Below are 16131 nucleotides of genomic sequence, written 5' to 3' on the forward strand. Positions count from 1 at the left end.
AGGAGAGTCAGGCAGGTTTTCTCACAATATCGACGGTCAGGCCGTCCTGCTCAAGCTGCTGGCGATGTTCATCACTCAGCCGTTCATCGGTGATCACGCGGCTAAATCGGTTTATCGGGCCCATCATATAGGGATGTACAGAACCGAATTTAGAACTGTCGGTAAGGACAATTGCTTCACACTCTTTTTCCAGCACGGCATTAACCACGTCAGAACGCATCATATCCCGACCGGTGAACCCGGTGTCAGGTTGCCAGCCATCAATGCCAATGAACGCTTTGCTGAAATGAACCTGCTGGACATACTGGCGAGTGAGTGGTCCCACCATGCTTTCACTTTTCTTCTGGTAAATACCGCCCAGCAGAATGACCTCACAGCGCGTCTCTTTCAGCAGATGCGCAATATAGCTGCTGACGGTAATAATGGTGACGTCTTTTTGATCGGCCAGGGTACGTGCCAGAAGGGCGTTACTGCTGCCATTCTCAATAAAGACCGTTTCACCATTGTTCACTAAGGACGCAGCAAATTCTGCCAGTTCTCGCTTGAGGGCATAATTGTTCATCATGCGGGTTTCAACGTCTTCACTGTCCAGTGGGACGGCATAACCATGCGCACGACGCAGGTAGCTCTGTTTTTCCAGAAGGTTAAGATCCTGACGGATTGTGACTTCAGAAACGCCGGTCGTTTTCGCGAGATCGACCACGCTTACGCGCCCCTGATCGATGACCATCTGCAAAATGATTTGTTGTCGGGAATTCATAGCATCCATTTAAAAAGCAAAACGAGGTCGGAAACGGTGGAGTCAAACTTCCCACGGGGCTTTTGGCTGAGCGCTTTCTGCCGCGGAATCGGAATCTTTGTGAGCCAGTAACTCTGATTTCAGGATCTCAAGATTACGGATCGCAGAGTGATAATCACCCGCTACCAGGATATCCAGCACCGTATCAATACGTCGTGCCACAGCCAGTGCATCAATGTCAGACATAATCTCACCCCAGGAGCGAAAAGTTAATATTTTCAATGATGCAGAAAATGGGAACAAAAGAGAAGGGAAAAAATGCAATAACTAAAGTACATAAATGAAAGTGATAATTTTATTCCCTCTCATGCAGCGGGGTTAATGAGTGGATTAGTCTAAAACTGCGCGCAAGGCGCTTTTTTTTAAGAGGAATTAGACTATGACCGTTATCAATCAAGCAACCTGCACACTGTTTACCGATACTGAACGTTTCACTCAGCTGGCGGGCTATTATGAGGCGGAGCGTCGCACTGTCTGGATGATGTTGCGGTCGCAACCGCGCCCTTGCTTCAACCACGCATTAATAGAGGAGATCATGAATTTTTCCTGGCTGGTTCGCCAGTCCGGTTTTGCGGTCGATTTTTGGGTTACCGGATCGCTGGTACCCGATATGTATAACGCCGGTGGGGACTTGCAGTTCTTCGTAGACTGTATTCAAAACGGGCGCCGGGAAGCATTACGTGCATATGCGCGTGCCTGTGTTGATTGCGTACACGCCGCATCACGGGGTTTTGATACCGGGGCAATTACGCTGGCGATGGTCGAAGGGAGCGCCTTAGGAGGCGGCTTCGAGGCTGCGCTGGCGCACCATTTTCTCCTGGCTCAGCGCGATGCCCGGTTAGGGTTCCCGGAGATCGCCTTTAATCTTTTCCCCGGGATGGGGGGCTATTCGCTCGTTGCACGCCGCTCAGGCATGAAGCTGGCAGAGGAGCTCATTTACAAAGGGGAATCCCATACGGCTGAGTGGTACGAACAGCACGGATTGGTGGATGTGCTGTTTGAACCGGGACAAAGCTACGTCACCGTCCGAACATTTATCGACACGCTGCAGCCGAAGCTGAACGGCGTAAGGGCAATGCTGCGCGCCCGTACCCGCGTGTTGCAGCTGCCACGCAGTGAACTGATGGATATTACAGAAGACTGGGTCGATGCCGCGTTTTGCCTTGAACCGAAAGATATCGCTTATATGGAACGTCTGGTTATGCTGCAAAACCGCCATCAGGCGGCGGGGTTACGCCAGGCCAGTTAACGCATCTTTCGTGACTGATAGCGCTTTAGCCATCGCTCGAAAACGGCAGCGGGCATCGGCTTAGCAAACAGAAAACCTTGCCGTTCGTTGACGCCGTTCTTAGTCAGAAAGGCGTCTTCTTTTGCACTCTCCACGCCTTCCGCAATGACCTGCAGATTCAGTGCCTGAGCAACGGCCACAATCGCACGGACCAAAGACTGCGAAATGGATTGTTTATGGATATCCCGCACAAATGACTGATCGAGCTTGATGGCATCGATAGGAAAACGCGCCAGCTGTGACAGAGATGAATAGCCTGTACCGAAATCGTCCAGATGAATTTGCGCCCCAAGCTGGCTGAACTGCTGGATGACCGAAAGGGCCAGCTCTTCGTTTTCGATAAGACAGCTCTCGGTCAGTTCAACATCGATAGGGCAATATTCAAAATTCAGATCTTTCAGCGCCTGTTTCAGGTCACTGAATATCGTCTGGTCTGCCAGTTGACGCGCTGATACGTTGACCGCCACCCGCAGGTTAATGCCTTTATCGCGCCATTTAGCCACCTGACGCACCACGTCCAGCATAACCCAGCGACCGAGCGGCACAATCAAGCCGGACTCCTCAGCGTAAGAGATAAATTCCAGCGGAGGAATAAGTCCGCGCTCTGGCGATTGCCAGCGCACCAGCGCTTCCAGGCTTCTGACTTCACCGCGCCAGGTCATTTTCGGCTGATAGTGGATCAAGAGCTGGTCGTTATCCAGCGCTTTGCGCAGGTTGGTATCCAGCCAAAGATATTCGAACACGCGCTGGTTCATCTCTGGAGAGAAAACGCAGAACTTGCCTCGCCCGTTCTCTTTCGCGGTATACATCGCGGTATCCGCGTTGCGAATGACGCTCTCGCGGTCGTTACCATGCTGCGGGGCAAGGGCGATGCCCAGAGAGCAGCCGGTGTAAATTTCAATTAAGCCGATGCGGAAGGGTTGCCGTAACCGGCTCAAAATACGCGATGCCATGGCTTCCAGTGAGCCTTGCGAGGTATCGGTTGCCATTACAATAAACTCATCACCGCCGAGTCTCGCCAGCACCTGACCTTCATCCAGACAACTCAGAATGGCAAGGGCGACGGCCTGCAATAACTGGTCGCCAAACATGTGCCCATAGGCATCGTTAACCTTTTTAAAATTATCCAGATCGAGATAGACCACGCCGACCTGAGTGTCTCCCCGGGTGGCGATGGCATCGGAAATCAGCTCGTGGATCGCGTTTCGGTTTGGCAGTCCGGTGATGGTATCCGTATTGGCCAACACGCGCAGGCGTTCCTGAGCACGCCGCTCCTCCGTGATATCGGTACCGGAACAGATGAGATAAATTTCATTTTTACCGCTGCCGCTGTGAACAAATTTATTTCTGAACAGAAACAATCGCTGCCCTTTGCGGGTCTTGACCCAGCGTTCAACTTCATAGGAACTGCCGTTACGAAAAAAACCGGCGATATTACGTCTTGAGGCAGCGGCTTCGCTGCGGGTCATAAACAGTTTGAAGACGTTTTGCCCGATCACCTCGTGCTCTTTCAGCCCGGTGTACTCTTCACTCAGGCGGTTAAAGCGCTGGATATTGCCGTTCTGGTCCAGGATAACGATTACTGAATTGGCTTCTGAGACAACCTGTTCGGCAAAAGAGAGGCCCTGCGCCAGATCGCGCGCAACGGAAGGGGTATCGTGCCAGGCAGAGGCAGTACCGGCCCACTCGTTTCGGGTAATTTTTCGCCCGACCAGATGGACAGGAACATCTTCACCGTACAAAGAGAGGGTCATCGAGATGCTGGAGGTGATGACGGTTAACTGGCGGATGAGCGCGGCCTGTTCATCATTCAGCGCGATCACTTGCGTCACATCGGCATTTTCACTGGTGGAGAGATGCAGAGCATTGCTGTCAGCGGTCAGTCGCCACCAGGGGCTGTGGGTTCCCATGTAACGAAACAGCAAATTCTGCTCCAAATCGTCCATCCTGTTTTCTCCCGCAGCTGCTCATTAGCGCACAAATCATTCATTTGTTGTCGACTTTCCGTTGTGATACAGCGGCAAAACCGAAGTGAACTTATTGTTTTTTCCCTGATTTCTAATAATAAAACGAGTCAGGTTAAAAAGGATACTCAGCGTATAAAAATTCACGTAACCGAATATGAAGTGATTCTTTTAATGTAGATAATTATGGCGATTTTGGGCGGGAGGAGACGGAAAATAGTCAGTGATTTTGTGGTTTGTGATGAGAGAAGAGTTTGTCGACCCATCCATGAGGGAAAGGGTCGACAATTTAACAGCTTATCAGGCGACCGGGCGCGCAATAATGCTGCGCGTTTCCATGCGAACTTCAGCGATATTCACATCAATCACGTCAGTGACTTTGTAAACCGTTTCGCCTTTGATTTGCACGGTTCCGTTTTCCTGGCTACAGACCAGCTCGTCGCGTACAGCATGCAGGAATGGCGCAGGAATGAAAGCAACGGCACCGTTGTCCACCAGACGTACGCGCATACCGCCGCGGCTGATATCAATGATTTCGGCCGGGAAGCGGGCATCCGTTCCTGCTTTATCATTCAGGAAGCGCGCGTACAGCCAGTCACCGACATCGCGTTCAGCCATACGGTTCAGGCGGCGGCGCTCGGCCATTTGCACGGTGGAATCATCCTGAGGACGCGCGACCGATTCCCCTTTGATAATCGCTTTCAGCAGGCGATGGTTTACCATGTCGCCGTACTTACGAATCGGAGAGGTCCAGGTGGCATAGGCTTCAAGCCCCAGACCGAAATGTGGGCCCGGTTCGATGCTGATTTCGGCAAAGGACTGGAAGCGGCGAATACGGCTGTCGAGGAAACCGGATGGTTGCGCATCGAGTTCGCGACGAAGTTTGCAGAAGCCTTGCAGCGTCAGCACTTCTTCAGGATCGACATGCACGTCATGCGTTTTCAGCAGGGCAGCCAGCGCCTCGGTGTTAGCCGGATCGAACCCGGTATGCACGTTATAGATGCCGAAGCCTAACTTGTCGCGCAATATGCGGGCGGCACAAATGTTGGCCGAGATCATGGCTTCTTCAACAATACGGTTAGCGATGCGGCGTGGTTCAGCAACGATATCCAGCACTTCGCCTTTTTCACCCAACACGAAACGGTAGTCCGGACGGTCCTTGAAGACCAGCGCATGGGTTTTACGCCATTCACTGCGGTTCAGACACACGCGATGCAACAGTCGAATTTGCGCGGCAATGGCGTCGTTTTCAGGTTGCCAGGTGCCCGTATTTTCCAGCCAGTCGGACACGTCGTCATAGGCCAGCTTGGCTTTGGATTCGATGGTCGCAGCAAAGAATTCGATATCGTCTTCAATCGTGCCGTCGGCGGCGATAGTCATGCGGCAGGCGAGTACCGGGCGCACTTCATTCGGGCGCAGCGAGCAGAGATCGTCAGAGAGTTCGCGCGGCAGCATCGGGATATTGAAGCCCGGCAGGTAGTTGGTGAACGAACGCACTTTTGCCATATCGTCCAGTTTGCTGCCTTCGACAATCCAGGCGGTAGGATCGGCAATCGCGACGGTCAGATGCACTTTGCCATCCGCAGTCTCTTCTGCAAACAGCGCATCGTCCATGTCTTCGGTACTGGCACTGTCGATGGTGACAAAGTCCAGACCGGTCAGGTCACGGCGTGACAGACCTTCGTCCTGCATTTCTGTCGCGACGCCGTCTGGCGCCTCTTTTTCAAGATTGTGACGCGCCAGCGTTACCCACCACGGGACGAAGTGGTCGTCGCCGAAGGTGATAAATTGCGTCAGCTCAGCATAGAAACCACGGTCGCCTTTGAGAGGGTGGCGGCGCATTTCAGCAACGGCCCAGTCACCCTCTTTAAAATCGTGCTCAACGCCACGCGCAGCACGGCACTGAATAGCATCTTTCAGCAGGGGATGGTCCGGCACGATGGAAAGACGGTCATCTTTTCTGTGTACCTTGCCCACGAAGCGAGTCAGGAAGGGTTCAATCAGTTCTTCTGGCTCGGCGGACTCGCGCTCCTTTTCCGTATGAATAACCGCTGTGACGCGATCGCCGTGCATCACTTTTTTCATCTGCGGAGGCGGGATGAAATAGCTCTTTTGCCCGTCAACTTCAAGGAAGCCAAAGCCCTTTTCCGTGGCTTTTACGACCCCTTCTGCACGCGGCGTCTGGGAATGCAGTTGCTGTTTAAGCTGCGCTAGCAGCGGGTTGTCCTGAAACATAATGTTCTATTTTCGTAGCCATTGAGCGGCTGACAGTTTTACGCGAATCTTACTGCTTCAGCAAGCGCTCTTTGGGTAAAAAGTACGGTTATTCCGCTTTGCCAAGCGCCACTCGCAGGCGGTCGAGCCAGCCAGTAAATGCACTTTGAGTAAGCAGATTGATGGCGCGGATATCGGCGATCCCAGCATCAATCAGCGGCGTGAATTGTGCCGCGCTAAAACGATCCGGTGAACGGGTCAGTAGCTCTACTGCCGCAGTTAGCGCCCCGTGCGTTTGTGGCTCGCTTTGACGGTGATTGATCAGAATCTCGCCCGTCAGGTTGAGTAGCGCAGGCTCGTGGCTCAGCACCGGCGTGAGCGCCTGAAGTTCCGGCTCTGCTTGCCAGCGTGAAAGCGACTCAAGCTGGAATGGGGTCGCGTAGCGCAGTTCGACGACGGGCAGTACAGGGGCCCAGACACGAATAGTCACCGGTAAGGAATGCGGCGGAATATGGTGTCCGGGCAACCAGCGTACAGGATGCCCCAGTAACGCCTGAAACACCGCCACAACGCGCGCCTGAAAGCCAATAAAGCCGATAATCTGGTTGATCAGCACAATGTCATAGGTTGTCAGGCCCACTTCATCGAGCTGTAGCTGCGCTTTGTGGTCAATGACGTCTGGTGAGCTGGCAAGTTGGCGGGCATATTGCGTGATTTGTGCCAGGCGGCGGTTGCTTTCGCGTGAGGAGTCAGGACCAGGAAGGGGGGCGAGCAGGGCAGCGTAGTGGTTACAGAGTCGCTGAACACCACACGCCTGAGCGACCGTCAACGCCGTGCTGAGCCTGTCGTACGCACTAAGCGTGTGTAGTCGGTTAACCTCAATATTGAGCGGGAACAGAAGGTGGCACAAGGCCCTGGCGGGAGCGAGCCAGCCATGGCAGGCGGTGACAATCTTTTCAGGGAGTTCTAAATCGAGCAAAAAACGATCGTCGACGTTAGCGGCTTCGGGCACCAAAGGCAGGACATCCGTTTGCGAGTGGTTGGACTGGGTTTCATGATACCAGTGGCCTTTGCCGGAAAAGCGGCGTTGTTCCATGGGCGTTCCTTGATCTCAAAATGGCGATCAATATCCTGGCGTAAGGCGAATGAGGGGAAAAATATTGTTAGGTGATAACAAATAACAGAAGGGAATAACGAAGAGCAAAGCAGGGGGGAGAGAAACTCTCTTCCCGCCCGGGAAGAGAGTCACAAACTTATTTAATTTCCAGCTCGTTCATTGCAGCGATGTTGAAACCGCCGTCAACGTGAACCACTTCGCCGGAGATACCCGCAGAAAGGTCAGAGCACAGGAAGGCTGCAGAGTTACCCACATCTTCAATGGTAACAGTACGACGAATCGGGGTAACCGCTTCGCAGTGTGCCAGCATTTTACGGAAATCTTTAATACCGGAAGCGGCCAGGGTGCGAATAGGACCTGCAGAGATGGCGTTAACGCGCACGCCTTCAGGACCCATTGCGTTCGCCATGTAGCGTACGTTGGCTTCCAGAGAGGCTTTAGCCAGACCCATCACGTTGTAGTTAGGGATAGCACGCTCTGCGCCCAGGTAGGACAGCGTCAGCAGGGCGGAGCCCGGGTTCAGCATGGCACGGCAAGATTTCGCCATCGCCACGAAGCTGTAGGAGCTGATGTCGTGCGCGATTTTGAAGCCATCACGGGTTACCGCGTTAACGTAGTCGCCGTCCAGCTGGTCGCCAGGTGCGAAGCCGATGGAGTGAACGAAACCGTCGAATTTGTCCCACGTTTTCGCCAGTTCAGCAAACATGCCATCGATGCTTTCATCTTGTGCAACATCACATTCCAGAACGATGCTGGAACCCAGCTGCGCGGCAAACTCTTCAACACGGCCTTTCAGCTTGTCGTTCTGGTAGGTGAACGCCAGCTCAGCGCCTTCGCGATGCATTGCCTGTGCGATGCCGTATGCGATGGACAGTTTGCTGGCAACGCCAGTCACCAGAATGCGCTTACCGGAAAGAAAACCCATAGCTTTAATCCTTATATTCATTGCTAATTTTGCCTTGTAATTCATAGCGTTACAGGCAGTATTTCAAAATCATTCGAAATTAGCTCGAAATTATAGCCCACTCACAGCCCCTTGTGTCACGATATTTCTCGCACTTCTCCGAAGACGCCTGCCCCGAAGAATGCACCGCGGACTCGCGGGGGCTCAAAATTTCAGCATTCGTCCAGTATATCACCCGGCAACAGCTTCGCCTCATCCAACCAGAGAGGAAGCGTGATCCCACCAGGGTATTCACGCGTTCCTGATGTTGTCGACGAAACGCGCAATGACGATAAAGAAAACGGGTACGAAGAAGATCGCGAGAAGCGTACCGCTGATCATGCCGCCAAATACGCCGGTACCGATGGCATGCTGCGTACTGTCGCTCGCCCCCCTGGCCAGCATCAAGGGAACAACCCCTAAAGTAAAGGCTAACGAGGTCATCAGAATGGGGCGCAGGCGCTGGCTGGCGGCATGAATGGTTGCCGCCAGCAGGGGCTGCCCCTGGCGATGGAGCTGCCTGGCAAATTCAACAATCAGAATGGCGTTCTTGGCTGACAGGCCGATAAGCGTAATCAGGCCGACCTTGAAGAAAACGTCATTCGTCATGCCGGCAACAGACACCGCTATCACCGCGCCGATGAGACCCAGCGGAACGACCAGCATGACCGCAAAAGGAATAGACCAGCTCTCATAGAGGGCGGCGAGTACCATAAATACGACCAGTATCGACAGGACGATAAGGCCCGGAAGCTGAGACTCCGATTTTCGCTCCTGTAATGAACTCCCGGCCCACTCGCCCGCCATGCCCTGAGGTAAATCTCTGGACAAACTCTCCATAATCTTCATTGCGGTGCCGCTGGACTCTCCCGAGGCCGCATTTCCGGTAATGCGAATAGCAGAATATCCCTGGTAACGCGTCAACTGCTGCGGCGCAACGTTCCACGAAAGCGTGGTAAACGTAGATATCGGTACCATCTGCCCCATCCGGTTTTTTACTGATAATGTCAGTATCTGCTCAGGCTGCATTCGGTAGGGCGCATCGGCCTGAATAATCACCTGCTGAACGCGGCCGCTATTCGTATAGTCATTGACGTAATTTGAGCCCAGGGTGACGGAGAGCGTCTGGTTGATTTCATCAAATGAGACGCCCATTGCTTCCGCCTTTTCTCTGTCCACTACGAGCGCAAGGCTTGTTCCTTCCGGCAGCCCGTCTATATAAACGTCACTCAGTTCAGGGCGCTGATTAGCGTGCAGGACCAGCGCGTCGGCAGCACGCTTTAACGCCTCGTAGCCCAGTCCTGCTCTGTCCTGCACGTACCAGGTGAACCCCGAGGAGGTGCCCATATCCGAAATGGCCGGCGGGAGCAGGCTCATCGTGACGGCATCCGAGACGCTCGCCATGCTGGCCTGGATATGGTCGGCTTCATCCTGAGCCGTCGAGCCCTGCCGATTTTTCCAGTCCTTCAGCGTGGTAAAGGCCATAGCCGAATTCGGTCCCGAACCTGAAAACCCAAACCCCAGGATCATTATGTTGCTTTCAATATCCGGCCGGGCCGCAATTTCCTCTTCAAACTTTTTAACCACGTTGAGGGTGCGCTGCATCGTGGCATCAGAAGGCAGCTGGATTGAGGACATAAAGTAGCCTTGATCTTCGTCCGGCAGAAAGGATGACGGTAACGAAGACATTCCCAAAAACAGCGCAGCGCAAAGCGCAACGTACAGGAACAGCATACGTCCGCTTCGCTTCAGAACAGCACCCAGCCCGACTTCGTAACAGGCCGTGAGCGAACGGAAGCGCGCGTTAAACCCTGCCGCGAATCTTCCACCTCCGCGCTTTCCTGCCTTATGCGGCTTGAGTAACGTTGCGCACAGGGCAGGCGTCAGCGTCAGGGCAAGAAACGCGGATAGCAGTATGGAGACCGCCATGGAAATACAAAATTGTCGGTAGATAATCCCGACGGATCCTTCAGCAAACCCCATGGGGATAAAGACGGCGGTAAGCACCAGCGTGATGCCTATAATCGCCGGGGTGATTTCCTGCATGGCTTGCCGCGTGGCGTCACGCGGGGACAGGCTTTTTTCCTCCATCAGTCGTTCAACGTTTTCTACGACCACAATGGCATCATCAACGATAATCCCTATCGCCAGCACCATGCCGAACATCGTCAGAATATTGATGGAGTAGCCGCTCAATAGCATCACCGTGAAGGTGCCAAGAAGTGCGACGGGAGCAACAATCGCCGGGATAAGCGTACAGCGTATCTTGTGCAGAAACAGCAGCATAACCAGGAAGACGAGGATCATCGCTTCCACAAATGTCTGGACAACTTTCATGATAGAAAGTTTTACAAACGGCGCGGTATCGAAAGGCACCGTAAACGTCATTCCGTCGGGTAACACCCGGGAAAGCTCGTCGATGCGCGCCCGTACGCCTGAAGCCGTACTCATTGCATTCGCGCCAGGCGACAGCTGGATTGCCGCCGCCGTTGCGGGCACGCCATTTTCGCGGATACCAAAGGCGTAGCTTTGCAGGCCAGATTCAATCCGCGCAATGTCGGACAGTTTCAGGCGGGCGCCGGATGCGTCAGATTTCAGGGTGATATTCCTGAACGCCTCGACCGAGGAGAGCTGTCCCTTTACGGTGATGGGATACGTTACCCCTTGTCCTTCAGTTGCTGGCTCATCTCCCGTTTTACCGGCCGAAACCAGGGCATTTTGCTGGCCAACGGCGGTAAGAACATCACTTACCGAGAGCCCATAGCTGTGAAGCGTCATGGGATCCAACCAGATACGCAGCGCTTTTTCGCCGCCAAACAGCTGAACTTTCCCTACGCCGGGCACGCGACGAAGCTCGTCACTGACGTTTCTGGCAAAATAGTCGCTTAAATCGGCTTCTTCAAATTGACCTGTCGTGGATTTCAGCCCCACCATCATTAAAAAGCCAGAATTAGCGGCCTCGACGTTAATGCCGTTTTGTCTTACCGCCTGAGGTAGACGAGGCTCGACGATCTTAATCTGATTCTGCAGGTCCATCTGCGCCAGCTTGATGTCCGTGCCTGGTTTAAACGTGACGGTAATTGATGCTGAACCGGTTGTGTCACTGGATGATTCGAAATAGAGCAAGTTATCGACTCCAGAGATTTCGCGTTCTATTAACGACACCACCGACGTATTCATGATATCGGGGCTGGCCCCCGGGTAACTGACGGAAATAATGATTCCCGGCGGTGCCACCGCCGGATACTGCGAAATCGGTAAACGGGGAATAGACAGAAGTCCCGCCAGAACGATAAAAAGCGCCACTACCCAGGCAAAAACGGGGCGTTCAATAAAAAAATGAGGCATTAAATTAACGTCCAGTTACGTGAATTTCATCATCAGTGGAAACGCGTTTACCGATGTCCCTGAGCTGCGAAAACTTCTCAAGAAGCTGCGGAGCGTCATCGAGACTCGTCGCGAACATCCACATGTAGGTCATCACGGAATAGATATGTCCGGCGGTGATGCCGGTTGAGCGCGTCATCCAGACGATGGTCAGCGTAAAAAGCACGGCAACAAGTACGCCAACCCACAAATAACCCCACGCCTCGCGGTCAGATAATGCGATACGTAAACGCGCAAGCGTGGAGTAATGTCGGTGAAGGGTGGCCGTACCCGCCTTATGAACATAATCCACTTCTTTTTCCAGCCGATTATTCAGGCGCATGAATAGCCATTCATTTTTACGGGCATATCCGGAGACAAATCCGAGCAGGATAAGTACAATCGCAAAGCACAGGACGCCGGCCCAACATTCAATAAACAGCAACATGATTGCAGCACCAAAAAGTGAACTCAGCGATGTAATAAGCAGGGGAAGGTGCATTTCAAAGAAATCCACATATTCGCGCGAGAGCGTGACTCTGGCGGCGATTGCCGAATGGTTTAGCTGGTATTTGCGCTGTGCCAGGACGACGGATACCGCAAGTCCGGCATAAATGCGTGCAAACGTGCGGGTGTCTACGCTCCGTCTGGCTGCACCGATGAACCACATACAAAGTACCATCAGGCCATACAGCGCGGCGTTAAGCGTCTCACCTGCGAGGATGGCATTTATCGCGATGCCTGCCAGAACGGGATAAAGTAAAAACGTCACGTTTTCGGCCACCACCAGCAAGAAAGTGACAACCAGTTTTTTCCGGTGCCGTATCGCGAGTTTTTTAAGCGAGTGCATCACACCGGCAGGTTCAGAAGAACGGAGATTATTATTAGGATTCATCATTATGGGTAAGTCGTGTCAGACTTTTTCAGTGTATTATTTTTGTGCAAAAAATGAGGTAGAGAGTCTACCGCGCGCCTGTTTAGCGGAAATGGGTGGTTTGTGGAGGACGTGTGGAGCTCAGATTCAAATCATTCTCATAATGAGGTACAGCGGTGTTCCACCAAAAAAAATGATCAAATAACACTCGTAATAAAAGATCAGATCTTCGATGTCGGGCATCGCATTTAACAGCACGGTGAACGTAATAATGAGATAAACAAAAATCACCATTAACCAGAAGGCGATGACAAGTAGTTCAGTCAGCGCGCCAGCTTTATTTTGGATTGTCAAAGAGACAACCGACAATGCGATGCAGCCATAAATAATGGGGGAAGAAGGTAGTGTCGAGGCGACTTTTTCGTCCAGTCTGTGTATCAGCACCAGCCAAATATATAATAATCCCCAGGACAGCATCAGGAACAGGGAATATATGCCGATTTTTTTAGGGTGGAAATATTTAGAGAGTTCCATGTTCATTATCTCAGCCAACTTCAGAATGTCTTTAAGAGACAGGATTAATTAGTTACGTTCGATGAAAAGACGGCATATGCCTGAACAGCTATTTTGAACAGGCATTGTCGAGTTTTTATTGTCAGAATGTGTATGCTGTGTGGAGAAATAACCGGGAATTGAAATCCACCCCGGAAAATTTTGTGACCACGGCACTTTTTCCCGAAGACTGTGTCTTATTGTGCTAAAGATGTCTGTAAGCGTGCTCAAAGGGATTTCACCCGCGGAGATAAAATGCACAAAAATACGCTGATCCTTGTTATTGAAGATGAAGACGAAATCGCCGATATACTGATGAGCTACTTAGAGCGTTCAGGAATGAAAACGCTCAGAGCCAGCCAGGGCGAGCAGGCAATAACGCTTAATCGCCTCCATAAGCCGGATCTCATCTTGCTGGACATTCACCTGCCCGTATGTGACGGCTGGAGCGTACTTACCACGCTTCGTCAGGAAAGTTCTGTCCCAGTTATTATGGTTTCCGCACTCGATCAGGATGTCGATAAACTCATGGGGCTGAGACTGGGCGCGGATGATTACGTGATCAAACCCTTCAACCCTTCTGAGGTTGTCGCGCGGGTTGAGGCGGTGCTGCGCAGGACGAAACCCACGCTTCAGCAGGCGGGTTCCCTGCCGCTCAGAACGCCTTTTATTACGGTCTATCCGGATGACTTCTATGTGGAAGTTACCGTTGGCGAAGAGGTTATCTCCCCGGTATTAACGACGACCGAATTTAAATTACTCACCTGGCTGGTGAGATATCCGCGAAAGGTCTGCTCCCGCGAAGAGTTACTCAACGCGTGTCTGCCGGAAGGGGATACGCTCGACAGAACGGTCGACAGCCATATGAGCAAGTTGCGAAAAAAACTGGAGCTTGCCGGTCTGTATGGTGTTCCGGAGAGCATCAGAGGCATGGGCTACCGGCTTGGGGAAAAGAAATGAACAAAGAGTCTGTCCTGAGCCGTCAGATCTTAACGTATATGCTGTTGCTGACGTTTACGATCATTGCCATCGCCATACTGGGCTCCTGGTTTTTTTACTCCTTTATTCTGGATCATCTCCCGGGTGGCGCTGCTGCGGGCGATGACGAGCAGATGACGATGTGGGACTGGGTATGGATTGGGACCGCGACAACGATCAGTCTGATTATTGCACTCTTTTTCACGGTCAAACTTTCATCGCGAATACTCACCCCGCTTAACGCAGTAGCGTCCAGCCTGAAAAAGATTTCTCAGGGCGATTTGGACGCCCGGGCATTTTGTACCAGTTCCCGGCTTGGTGAGATCAATCACCTGGTGACGGATTTCAATGAAATGGCGGAAAAATTACAGACGCTGGATATTCAGCGGAAATCCTGGAATGCCGCTATTGCGCATGAGCTGAGAACGCCGGTCACGATCTTACGCGGACGGCTTCAGGGGTTGGTTGACGGTGTTTTTACCCCAGACCCGGTACTGTTTAATAATCTTCTCAAACAGACGGAAGGGTTAACCCGTCTGATTGAGGATCTCCGGGTGATCAGTTCGGGTGGCGGAGCGGGATACACGTTATGCCAGTCCAGAATGGATCTAAAAGGAACAATACAGGATGCACTCGATACATTCATGCCCGAGTTTAACCGTAAGGCATTTACCGTTAATACAGACCTGAGGGAGCAGCAATGCGTATTCGATCCGTTACGCATCAATCAGTGTCTGACCGTTTTATTTGACAATGCCTTACATTATTCAACCTCGCGCACGCTCATCGTGAAAAATGGCGTTTCGGATAAAGGCAATTATATCCTTATTCAGGACGGCGGACCGGGCATCCCCAGGGAGTTTCATGATTTCCTGTTTCAGCCCTTTCAGCGCGATAATGGCGCCAGACATTTGAACCCGGAAGGCTGTGGTTTGGGCCTGTCGGTGGTAAAAGCCATCATGCTGGCGCATGGTGGCGATGTTACCTATACCTTATCGACGCAAAACCACTCGATATTTAAACTCACCTGGTCCGACGCGTGAGTTTCAGCGGCAGGTCAAATACGCCTGCCGGCGATAAATGCCATATTTTTCCTAACTTAGCATCCCATTCCTGCGGGGTAATCGTCAGTTTACCGCGTCTCGGGCTTAAGGTTATTTCACTGAAATAGATTTCATCTTTTTTTAGCATAAGGTCAACGCGGCAGTAGTCAATTCCATCCGCCAGCTCCTGAGAGGCCAACAACGCCTGTCGGAACAAGACCGGTTCGCCAGGATCTGCTGAAGTATTTGGATATTCCATCCGGAAGGGTTGTAAGTTCCAGTGCCTGTCATAAACGTTGATAAACCCTTTGCCGTTATCATCCGTGAAATCCGCTTCTACATAGTGGGCAACGCCATGAAAGCAATGGATCCTCAGCATTTCGGGCGTTGTATTCCTGTCAGCATCATCGAAGAGATCGACAAACGGCTCGCAAAGTATACTCGGCGTAATGTTTTTGTATTGCCATTCGCGCGTGGTGTAGTACAAGTTTTTCTTTAACGCGAGGCTCAGTTTTTTACACGCTTCCTTATAGTTAAATTGCGCTTTGTTTGTACATATTATTGTGCTGCCGCTGTCATGGTTGCACTTAAGGACGAATTTGTCAGGGAGTACTGAAAAATCAATCTGCGACGCTCGGGAATAAACGCCAATTAATGGCACCGTTTTCACTCGTTTTGTTCTGGAGGAAACGTATGCCCGAACGGCGAGTTTATCGGCGAGCATCGTGTAGAGGTTATTATGATCATAGACCAGACGATGACATATTTTTTCACTCAACGTAGTGGGTGATTGAATGTCTGGGATTCTCCCTGAGGCTTTTTTAAGCCTGGTAGTATGGAAATGCAGATCTGTGATTAAAAAAGAGCGGCATTTTCTTATTAGATATTCAGTGTATTTGAGAACGTAAGTGGCGTTATTCATTTCTTCTCCTCCGTAATTTATGGGTATTCTGGAGGGGAACTATTGATTTATTTTGTGTGAAATATGGAGCA

Annotated in this window: 13 protein-coding genes; 3 read left to right on the plus strand and 10 right to left on the minus strand. The window is 51.9% G+C overall.

The features are described from left to right. Window positions 1–7: 7 nt before the first annotated feature. Both yciT and AC2T6E_RS00740 read right to left on the minus strand, forming a co-directional pair. Window positions 8–760: a DNA-binding transcriptional regulator YciT gene (gene yciT, locus AC2T6E_RS00735; protein ID WP_108417786.1), complete on the minus strand. Its 753-nt coding sequence runs from the start codon at window positions 758–760 to the stop codon at window positions 8–10. Window positions 761–802: 42 nt separating this feature from the next. Beyond that, window positions 803–985 carry a YciZ family protein gene (locus AC2T6E_RS00740; RefSeq protein ID WP_486690211.1) on the minus strand — a complete coding sequence of 61 codons (183 nt, stop codon included), beginning with the start codon at window positions 983–985 and terminating at the stop codon, window positions 803–805. A 193-nt stretch (window positions 986–1178) separates the two neighbouring features. Between AC2T6E_RS00740 and AC2T6E_RS00745 the strand changes: the two genes are divergently transcribed. Further along, entirely contained in the window at window positions 1179–2048 is an 870-nt protein-coding gene (locus tag AC2T6E_RS00745) for a crotonase/enoyl-CoA hydratase family protein (protein WP_120158298.1), read from the plus strand. Here the strand turns inward: AC2T6E_RS00745 and pdeR are convergent. The 7 genes from pdeR to crrC form a co-directional block, all read right to left on the minus strand. Next, entirely contained in the window at window positions 2045–4033 is a 1989-nt protein-coding gene (gene pdeR / locus AC2T6E_RS00750; RefSeq protein ID WP_100166150.1) for a cyclic di-GMP phosphodiesterase, read from the minus strand. The genes AC2T6E_RS00745 and pdeR overlap by 4 nt on opposite strands. 318 nt (window positions 4034–4351) lie before the next feature. Then, window positions 4352–6286 (minus strand): exoribonuclease II, encoded by a 1935-nt coding sequence (locus AC2T6E_RS00755; RefSeq protein WP_182400717.1) that lies wholly within the window; start codon window positions 6284–6286, stop codon window positions 4352–4354. Window positions 6287–6374: 88 nt separating this feature from the next. Next, entirely contained in the window at window positions 6375–7361 is a 987-nt protein-coding gene (locus AC2T6E_RS00760) for a CMD domain-containing protein (protein WP_120158296.1), read from the minus strand. 157 nt (window positions 7362–7518) lie between these two features. Beyond that, window positions 7519–8307, minus strand: a complete 789-nt coding sequence (fabI, locus tag AC2T6E_RS00765) for an enoyl-ACP reductase FabI (RefSeq protein WP_014832208.1) — start codon at window positions 8305–8307, stop codon at window positions 7519–7521. A gap of 270 nt (window positions 8308–8577) precedes the next feature. Beyond that, window positions 8578–11673 (minus strand): multidrug efflux RND transporter permease subunit, encoded by a 3096-nt coding sequence (locus AC2T6E_RS00770; RefSeq protein WP_316383614.1) that lies wholly within the window; start codon window positions 11671–11673, stop codon window positions 8578–8580. 4 nt (window positions 11674–11677) lie between these two features. Beyond that, window positions 11678–12589 (minus strand): ABC transporter six-transmembrane domain-containing protein, encoded by a 912-nt coding sequence (locus AC2T6E_RS00775; protein WP_423240774.1) that lies wholly within the window; start codon window positions 12587–12589, stop codon window positions 11678–11680. Window positions 12590–12712: 123 nt separating this feature from the next. Next, window positions 12713–13099 (minus strand): colistin resistant protein CrrC, encoded by a 387-nt coding sequence (gene crrC, locus AC2T6E_RS00780; RefSeq protein WP_120158359.1) that lies wholly within the window; start codon window positions 13097–13099, stop codon window positions 12713–12715. 273 nt (window positions 13100–13372) lie between these two features. Between crrC and AC2T6E_RS00785 the strand changes: the two genes are divergently transcribed. Together AC2T6E_RS00785 and AC2T6E_RS00790 are read left to right on the plus strand one after the other, a co-directional pair. Next, window positions 13373–14077, plus strand: coding sequence for a response regulator (locus AC2T6E_RS00785; protein ID WP_126816211.1), 705 nt, complete (start codon window positions 13373–13375; stop codon window positions 14075–14077). Beyond that, window positions 14074–15138 carry an ATP-binding protein gene (locus AC2T6E_RS00790; protein ID WP_174339670.1) on the plus strand — a complete coding sequence of 355 codons (1065 nt, stop codon included), beginning with the start codon at window positions 14074–14076 and terminating at the stop codon, window positions 15136–15138. Before AC2T6E_RS00785 ends, AC2T6E_RS00790 begins: the two co-directional genes overlap by 4 nt. Here the strand turns inward: AC2T6E_RS00790 and AC2T6E_RS00795 are convergent. Next, window positions 15119–16060, minus strand: coding sequence for an ATP-grasp fold amidoligase family protein (locus tag AC2T6E_RS00795; RefSeq protein WP_174339669.1), 942 nt, complete (start codon window positions 16058–16060; stop codon window positions 15119–15121). The two genes, AC2T6E_RS00790 and AC2T6E_RS00795, sit on opposite strands and share 20 nt — an antisense overlap. Window positions 16061–16131 lie beyond the last annotated feature (71 nt).

It is taken from the genome of Enterobacter sp. B79-1, assembly GCF_057444735.1.